Raw genomic sequence first — 6,321 nt, forward strand, 5'->3', positions numbered from 1 at the left:
AATTGGCGGATCAATCGGTATATTCAAGGGTATTCCCGCATGCAATTGTGTTTTTTGCATGCAAAACTGAAGAAAGAAAGGACGCTCCATGCTTCAACTCGACTTTCACCCCACCGGCCGCCACTTCCTGCAGATCCCGGGCCCCAGCCCGGTGCCAGACCGCATTTTGCGGGCGATGAGCCTGCCCACCATCGACCACCGGGGGCCCGAGTTCGGCGTCCTGGGGCTCAAGGTGCTCTCGGGCATCCAGAAGATCTTCCAGACCCGGCATCCGGTGGCGATCTACCCCGCCTCGGGCACCGGCGCGTGGGAGGCGGCCCTGTCCAACACCCTGAGCGCGGGCGACCATGTGCTGATGTTCGAGACCGGGCACTTCGCCTCGCTGTGGCAGAAGATGGCCACGCGCCTGGGTATCTCCACCGAATTTTTGGCCTGGGAGGGCAAGGACGAGCACCTGCCCCTGGCCGGTGGCTGGCGCCGCGGCGTGCAGGCCGACCTGATCGAGGCCCGCCTGCGCAAGGACACCGAGCGCAAGATCAAGGCCGTGTGCGTGGTGCACAACGAGACCTCCACGGGCGTGACCTCCGACATCGCCTCGGTGCGCAAGGCCATCGACGCGGCGGGCCACCCGGCGCTGTTGATGGTGGACAGCATCTCCGGCCTGGCCAGCGCCGACTTCCGCCACGACGAGTGGGGTGTGGACGTGACCATCAGCGGGTCGCAAAAGGGCCTGATGCTGCCGCCGGGCATCAGCTTCAACGCGCTGTCGCCACGCGCGCTCGAGGCCTCGAAGAAGGCCACGCTGCCGCGCGCCTTCTGGGCCTGGGACGAGATCGTGGAGATGAACAAGGACGGCTACTGGCCCTACACGCCCAACACCAACCTGCTGTACGGCCTGTCCGAGGCGCTGGACATGCTGCTCGCCGAGGGGCTGGACAACGTCTTCGCGCGCCACCAGCGCTGGGGTGCGGGCGTGCGCGCCGCCGTCAACGCCTGGGGCCTGCCCATCCAGTGCGCCGACCCGGCCGTGTACTCGCCCGTGCTCACCGGCGTGATCACGCCCGAGGGCGTGGACGCCGATGCCGTGCGCCGGCTCATCCACCAGCGCTTCGACCTGTCGCTGGGCACGGGCCTGGGCAAGCTCAAGGGCCGCATGTTCCGCATGGGCCACCTGGGCGACAGCAACGACCTCACGCTGATCGCCATGGTGGCGGGTGTGGAGATGGGGCTCAAGCTTTCGGGCGTGGCCCTGGCCGGCAGCGGGGTGCAGGCCAGCATGGACTACTTTGCCAACCATGCGGCACCTGCCGCCTTGAAGAAGGCCGCCTGAGCCCTCGACTGCCCGTTCCTTGAAGGCCTGACAGATCGGCCGGCGCCTGCGGGAGGCGCCGGCTGCTCGCCTGCACGCATGTGCAGGTTTTTGGCCTGCACGCATGTGCAGGCTTTTGGCCCGCACGCATGTGCAGGTTTTTCACCCGCACGCACGTGCAGGCTTTTCGCCCGCCTGCGCCCCCGGCGCAAGCATGGTTTGACCGAGTTATCGACCCCGTGTTTTCTTTTTGCCACTGGCCGTGCACGCATGCGGCCGGGGCGGTATGTGCTGAGTTCATTCAACCCGGCCTGCACAAAAAAGGGCCAACGAAGGAGACAAGCGATGATGATGAAGAGACGTTCCCTGATCCAGTCCGCGGGCGCGGCAGCGGCCACGCTCGGCGCGCCGCGCCTGTTCGCGCAGGAGTGGCCGAGCGGCCCGGTGCGCATCATCGTGGGCTTTCCGCCCGGGGGCGGCACTGACGCGCTGGCGCGCGTGGTGGCGACCAAGCTCTCCACGATGTGGAAGCAGTCGGTCATCGTGGAGAACAAGGCCGGCGTCTCGGGCGTGCTGGCGGCGGAGTACGTGGCCCAGCAACCCAGCGACGGCAGCACCTTGCTCATGGCGCACATCAACAGCCATGCCCTGGCGCCCAGCCTGCAGCCCAAGCTGCGCTACGACGTGCAGCGCGACTTCGTGCCCATCGTGATGGTGGGCGTCACGCCCAACCTGCTGATCGCGGGGCCGGGGCAGAAGGCGCTGACCGTGAAAGAGATCGTGGCGTTGTGCAAGGCAGACCCCGGCAAGGTGAGCTTCGGTTCGGCCGGCCCGGGCTCGGCCCAGCACCTGGCGCTGGAGATGTTCAAGCTGCAGGCCGGTGTGGATGCGCTGCATGTGCCCTACAAGGGCAGCGCACCGGCGCTGGCCGACCTCATGGGCAACCAGATCCAGTACTGCTTCGAAACCATGACGGCCGCCACCCCGCACGTGAAGAGCGGCAAGGTGGCCGCCGTGGCGCAGACGCGCACCAAGCGCGCCAAGGGCCACCCCGGCGTGCCCACCATGCAGGAGCAGGGCTTCCAGGGCTTCGAGGCCACCACCTGGTACGGGCTGGCCGGGCCGGGCAAGCTACCATCGGGCGTGGCCGACAAGATCAACCGCGACGTGAACACGGTGCTGGCCATGCCCGACGTGCAGGAACGCCTGGACACCTACGGCGCCGAAGACGGCGGCGGAACACGCGACAAATTCAAGGACTTCATCGCCACGGAAATTGCCAAGTGGGGCAAGGTGGTGAAGGATGGCAATGTGAAGGTGGAGAGTTAGACCCGATGGCTGAACAGAACCCGACGACCGGATTGACCCACGCCCTGGTGGCCGCATGGCAGGCGGGCCGCACCATCAGCGCCTTGCCCTGGGGCGGGGCGCTGGCCGATGCGCCCGCAGCCTATGCCGTGCAGGAGGCCGTGGCCCAGGCCATGGGCTGGTTCCCGCCGGGGCCGGCGCGGCACTGGAAGTCGGGTGGCCCGAACCGCCAGGCCGTGCTCACGCATGCACCGCTGCCGCCAGCGGGTGTGCGCACCAGCCCGGCCGACTATTCGGACATGCAGTTCCACACCATCGGCATCGAGGCCGAGATCGCGCTGTGCCTGGGCCAGGCCGTGTCGCCCGCGCAGGCTGCGGCGCTCACGCCCGATACCGCGGGCATGTTCGTCGATGCCATGGCCGTGTCCATCGAGATCGTGGACACGCGCTGGCAGGAGGGCGGCGACGCCCCGGCCCTGCTGCGCCTGGCCGACCTGCAGTCGCATGGCGCGTTGGCGCTGGGCGACTGGGTGCCCTATGCCGCGCGCGATTGGGCGGCGCAACGCTGCACCACGCGCATCGGCGCGCGCGAACCCGTGCTGCGCACGGGCACGCACCCGCTGGGCGATCCGGCCTGGCTGCTGCCCACCTGGCTGCAACATGCCACGCGCAATGGTGCGACCGTGGCTGCCGGCACGGTGGTGACCACCGGGTCGTGGGTGGGCCTGCTGCCCGCCTCGCGCGGGGACAAGGTCGAAGTGGAATTCGATGGCGTGGGCACCGCCTCGCTGCAACTCTAGAACGATGAACCGGGCTGCGTGAGAAACTCGGTTTCCTCGGCCGTGGACACGCGCCCCAGCACCTGGTTGCGGTGCGGGTAGCGGCCAAAGTGCGCAATGATGTCGCGGTGCTTCACCTCGAACGCCAGGTTGTTCTCCAGCCCCGGTTGGTCGAACAGCTCCATCGCCTGGGTGTGGATGGCCAGCGACTCACTGTGCATGTAGGGCATGTAGGCAAAGGCGCGCTGGGCCATGGGCAATGCCTTGTGCTGGCCACTGGCCACGAGTTCCTGCGCCAGGGTCAGCGCCTGGGCGTCCTGCGCGAAGGCGCCGGGTGTGTTGCGGTACACGTTGCGCGAGAACTGGTCGAGCACGATGATCTCGGCCAGCCGGCCTTCCGGGGAGGCGCGCCATGACGACAGCTCGCACTGGCGCGCGGCGGCCAGCGTGGCACCGAAGCGTTCGGTGATGCGGCGGTCGAGCGCATCGTCCTGCATGAAGTGCTGGTTGGGCGTGAGTTCCTCGAACCAGAAGTGGAGAACGTCTTCGGCTTGCATGGGCGGGCGGGGGCGCTAAAAAAAAGATGCGCCCATGATAGGGCGCATGCAGGTCAGTCGGTCCGAAGGCGGTGGTTTCCTCAGTGCTTGGTCAGCCGGATCTTGCCGTCCTTGACGTACTGGTTGTACTGGTCCTTGGGGATCGCGGCGGAGCCTGCGGCATCGTCTTCGGTGGTCCAGCTCAGGGTGGTGCTGTCGGGTGCGGTGATCAGCTCCACCGGGCCTTCGGGGATGGCGATGGGTGCACCGTCGCCGGGGGTGAACGTCACATGGCCACGGATGGTGGCGTGCTGCGTAGGGGCTTGTTTCATGGAAGGCATCCTTGCGGCAACGAGGCCGCTGTTGGCATGCCTTTATTACAGCCCGGCGGCCGGGCTGGCCTTGTCAGACCGGACCCCGTGGGCAAGCGGGCCGAAGACGGCAATGGTGGTTCAGTTCACGGAGGCAGCACGGCCTGCTGCTGCGTGTTGCGCTCGGTGCGCACCAGGTACAGCCCGCTGCCGATGATGATGGCGCCGCCGATCAGCGTGGAGGCGCCGGGCACGGCCTGCCACAGCACCCAGTCCAGCCCCATGCCCCAGGCCAGGGCGGTGTACTCGAAGGGCGCCACGACCGAGGCCTGGCCGTGGCGAAAGGCCTCGGTGATCGCCAGTTGGCCGAGGAAGCCCGAGACCCCCATGGCGGCCACCAGCGGCCAGTGGGAGGCGTCCAGCACCTTCCACTGCGGCAGGGCCAGGGCCGTGGCGCCCAGTGCCAGCATGGCCGTGGTCCAGAAGACCAGGCTGGCGCTCGAGTCGGTGCGCGTGAGCAGGCGCCCGGCAATGGCCGAGATGGCATAGCCCGCGGCCGCGCCCAGTACGGCCAGTGCGCCCACCGAGAGCATGGCCTCCTGGCTCGGGCGCAGCGCCACCACCACGCCCACCAGGCCGAGCACGATGGCGATCCAGTGCGCGCCGCGCACCTTCTCGCCCAGCACCACAGTGGACAGGGCCGTGATCAGCAGCGGCGCGATGAAGAACAGCGTGTAGGCCTCGGCCAGGCCCAGCTCGCGCAGCGCAAACGCGAACAGCGCCAGCATGGTGATGTTGATCGCGCCGCGCAGCAGGTGCAGCGGCCAGCGCACCTTGAGCAGGCCGCGCACCTCGCCGCGCCACAGCACGTACAGGGCCACCAGCGGCAGGGCCGCCAGGCCGCGCATGGAGGCGACCTGCATGGCGGGGTAGCTGCCCGACAGGGTCTTGAGCAGCGCGTCCATCACCGAAAAACAGCCCACCGCCAAGCACATGGCGATGATGCCGCGCAGGTTGCCCGACAGCGGTGCACGGGCAGGGGTCTGGCTGGGTGGGGCGGCCTGGGCGGTAGGCTCAGCCACCGGCGGTTCCCGGAGCGAGGAGGACTGGGGACAAGGTCATGGCAGCAACAATCGTGATCGTGGGCGGTGGGATCGATCCCCCGGCGCAGTGCAGGGCTCTGCAAAAAGTGTAGCCCAGGCCTGCTGCCAGCAGGCTGCCAACATTCCCACGCTGCGGGACGCCTGCCTGTCTGCCTGCTTGTTTGTTTGCCTGCGCTATCGTCGATCGATCAATCAATCGGCTTTTTGTTTTTCTTTTGCTTTTTCTTTGCCACCGTGCTGCGAACGGTTCTGTGTGGCGTCGTGCAGCAGTGGGATCAGCCACAGCACGGCCAGTGCCAGCACGGTGCTGAGCACGGCCGTGACCTCGCGCCCGAGGCCGGCCGCCACGCCGATGGCGGCGGTGAGCCAGATGCCTGCGGCGGTCGTCAGGCCCCGGACCTGGCTTTCCCCATCGCCGTCGCCCTTGAGGATGGTGCCGGCCCCGAGAAAGCCGACGCCCGCGACGATGCCCTGGATCACGCGGCTGTTGTCCGCCGGGCCGATGCCGATCTGCTGCGCGACCAGCACGAACAGGGCCGCGCCCATCGCCACCAGCATGTGGGTGCGTATGCCGGCGGCCTTGCCGGCGTGCTCGCGCTCCCAGCCCAACATGCCGCCCAGGATGCCGGCGACCATGAGGCGCACGACGATGCGGGTGGCTTCGCCGGCGTCAGGGACGTCGGAGAATTCTGAGGCGACGGTGGTTGCGACCTGTTGCCACCAGGCGTCGGTGGTGCTTGTTTCTGCCATGGTGTGGGTGCTGTCTTTGTGGGTGTTGGGGGGGCTGGCGTCAATGTGCTCTGGACGTTTGGGGGCGGCTAGAGGTGGGAGGCGGTATTGGGGGTAGGACGGGGCTGACGTTTGTGTCTGTGTTGTTTGTGGTTGCTGTGTGCTTTGGTTGAGGGCGGGAGCCGGGATGTGCGCCCGGCGGCGCAGTAACTTTCTCTTGCGTCGCCAAGAGAAAGTCACCAAAGA

At 67.8% G+C, this 6,321-nt stretch carries 7 protein-coding genes; 3 read left to right on the forward strand and 4 right to left on the reverse strand.

The annotated features are described in order from the left end of the window. Positions 1-88: 88 nt before the first annotated feature. From AC07PA_RS28000 to AC07PA_RS28010, 3 genes are all read left to right on the forward strand, one after another. Positions 89-1,330 (forward strand): pyridoxal-phosphate-dependent aminotransferase family protein, encoded by a 1,242-nt coding sequence (locus tag AC07PA_RS28000; RefSeq protein WP_494610249.1) that lies wholly within the window; start codon positions 89-91, stop codon positions 1,328-1,330. A 324-nt stretch (positions 1,331-1,654) separates the two neighbouring features. After that, positions 1,655-2,638, forward strand: coding sequence for a Bug family tripartite tricarboxylate transporter substrate binding protein (locus AC07PA_RS28005; RefSeq protein WP_494610250.1), 984 nt, complete (start codon positions 1,655-1,657; stop codon positions 2,636-2,638). A 5-nt stretch (positions 2,639-2,643) separates the two neighbouring features. Further along, positions 2,644-3,417, forward strand: a complete 774-nt coding sequence (locus AC07PA_RS28010; RefSeq protein ID WP_494610251.1) for a fumarylacetoacetate hydrolase family protein — start codon at positions 2,644-2,646, stop codon at positions 3,415-3,417. Here AC07PA_RS28010 and AC07PA_RS28015 read toward each other — a convergent pair. The 4 genes from AC07PA_RS28015 to AC07PA_RS28030 form a co-directional block, all read right to left on the reverse strand. After that, complete coding sequence (locus AC07PA_RS28015; protein ID WP_494610252.1) at positions 3,414-3,953, reverse strand: DUF924 family protein; 540 nt, start codon at positions 3,951-3,953, stop codon at positions 3,414-3,416. The genes AC07PA_RS28010 and AC07PA_RS28015 overlap by 4 nt on opposite strands. Positions 3,954-4,033: 80 nt before the next feature. Then, positions 4,034-4,264: a hypothetical protein gene (locus AC07PA_RS28020; RefSeq protein ID WP_007854978.1), complete on the reverse strand. Its 231-nt coding sequence runs from the start codon at positions 4,262-4,264 to the stop codon at positions 4,034-4,036. A gap of 125 nt (positions 4,265-4,389) precedes the next feature. Further along, positions 4,390-5,325 (reverse strand): DMT family transporter, encoded by a 936-nt coding sequence (locus AC07PA_RS28025; protein ID WP_007854977.1) that lies wholly within the window; start codon positions 5,323-5,325, stop codon positions 4,390-4,392. Positions 5,326-5,538: 213 nt separating this feature from the next. Beyond that, entirely contained in the window at positions 5,539-6,096 is a 558-nt protein-coding gene (locus tag AC07PA_RS28030) for an MgtC/SapB family protein (RefSeq protein ID WP_007854976.1), read from the reverse strand. Positions 6,097-6,321 lie beyond the last annotated feature (225 nt).

The sequence above is a fragment of the Acidovorax sp. GW821-FHT09B03 genome, from assembly GCF_059418305.1.

Bases quoted from the DNA above. Each gene is read 5' to 3' on its own strand.
- AC07PA_RS28000 (WP_494610249.1), top strand. From the start codon at position 89: ATGCTTCAACTCGACTTTCACCCCACCGGCCGCCACTTCCTGCAGATC.
- AC07PA_RS28005 (WP_494610250.1), top strand. From the start codon at position 1,655: ATGATGATGAAGAGACGTTCCCTGATCCAGTCCGCGGGCGCGGCAGCG.
- AC07PA_RS28010 (WP_494610251.1), top strand. From the start codon at position 2,644: ATGGCTGAACAGAACCCGACGACCGGATTGACCCACGCCCTGGTGGCC.
- AC07PA_RS28015 (WP_494610252.1), bottom strand. From the start codon at position 3,953: ATGCAAGCCGAAGACGTTCTCCACTTCTGGTTCGAGGAACTCACGCCC.
- AC07PA_RS28020 (WP_007854978.1), bottom strand. From the start codon at position 4,264: ATGAAACAAGCCCCTACGCAGCACGCCACCATCCGTGGCCATGTGACG.
- AC07PA_RS28030 (WP_007854976.1), bottom strand. From the start codon at position 6,096: ATGGCAGAAACAAGCACCACCGACGCCTGGTGGCAACAGGTCGCAACC.